Origin of the sequence: Halorhodospira sp. 9622 (assembly GCF_022228025.1) — a bacterium.
GTDB lineage: Bacteria > Pseudomonadota > Gammaproteobacteria > Nitrococcales > Halorhodospiraceae > Halorhodospira > Halorhodospira halophila_A.
In genome coordinates this window covers 1-1,169 of record NZ_JAJNRE010000078.1, presented here as the reverse complement: position 1 = coordinate 1,169, position 1,169 = coordinate 1, and the positions used below count along the sequence as shown (strand labels likewise).

The following is a 1,169-nucleotide window of genomic DNA, read 5'->3' as shown; positions in this document are numbered from 1 at the left end:
TGATGGGCTACGCCTCGAGCATCGCCGAGCGCCACGGCTGGATGCGGATCCCCCGCTGCTCACGCGCCTCGCTGCCGGCGTAGATCAGCCGCGCTCCGGCGGCCTCGTCGCCGGCGAGCTCGCACCAGCGCTCCAGGCCGCGGAGGGCATCGCGGGTCACCGTCGCCCCGGCCTTGATCTCCACCGGCTGCAGGCGGCCGCCGCGCTCGATCACCAGATCGACCTCGCGCCCAGCCCGATCGCGCCAAAAGTAAAGATTGGAGGGGCGTCCGGCGTTCCAGCGCGCCTTCAGGTGCTCGGCGACCACCCAGGTCTCGAAGAGTGCGCCGCGTAGCGGGTGGGTGTCGATCTGCTGCGCAGACTCGATGCCGAGCAGCCAGGACGCCAAGCCGGTATCGAGCATATAGAGTTTCGGCGTCTTGACCAGGCGCTTGTTGAAGTTGTTGTGGTGCGGCGGCAGCCGATGAATGATGTAGCTGGCCTCGAGCACGGAGAGCCACTCCCGGATCGTGTTGTGGCTGACGCCGGCCTCCTCGGCGAGGGCCGATTGGTTGAGCAGCTGCCCGGTCCGCCCCGCCGTCAAGCGCAGGAAGCGCTGGAACAGGGTCAGGTCGCGGACGCCGAGTAGCTGACGGACGTCGCGCTCAAGGTAGGTCTGGACGTAGGAGCCGTACCAGAGGGCGGGCTCCACGGGGCGGTCGTAGATCGGCGGGTAGCCGCCCCGCCAAAGCGCCTCGTTGAACTGCTCCGGCAGCTGCTGCGCGGCCAGGAGCTCGTCGCGCGCGAACGGCAGGAGTGCCAGCATGCCGACTCGCCCGGCCAGGCTCTGGGTCACGGCCGAGACCATCCCGAACTGTTGTGAGCCGGTCAGGATCCACTCGCCGAGCCGACCGCTCTGGTCGACGCGTCCCTGCAGGTAGGAGAGTAGCGCCGGACAGCGCTGGACCTCGTCCAGAACAGCCCCTCCCGGAAATTGGGCGAGGAAGCCACGCGGGTCGTCAGTGGCGAACTCCCGCTGGTCCGGGTCCTCCAGGGAGGTGTAGGGACGGTCCGCAAAGAGCGCCCGGACGAGGGTGCTCTTGCCGGATTGGCGGGGCCCGGTGACGGCGACGACCGGGAAGCTGGCAGCCAGCTGCTCGAGCGTGGCCTGGGCGTGCCTAGGAATCATG

Annotated in this window: 1 protein-coding gene; it reads right to left on the bottom strand. The window is 69.1% G+C overall.

Annotation, left to right across the window (positions count from 1 at the left end; genetic code table 11):
* Nucleotides 1-7: 7 nt before the first annotated feature.
* Complete coding sequence (locus LRG07_RS13635; protein ID WP_238642741.1) at nucleotides 8-1,168, bottom strand: ATP-binding protein; 1,161 nt, start codon at nucleotides 1,166-1,168, stop codon at nucleotides 8-10.
* Nucleotide 1,169: the final 1 nt, after the last annotated feature.

Excerpts from the sequence above, each read along its gene's own strand:
- LRG07_RS13635 (WP_238642741.1), bottom strand. The coding sequence starts at position 1,168 with ATGATTCCTAGGCACGCCCAGGCCACGCTCGAGCAGCTGGCTGCCAGC.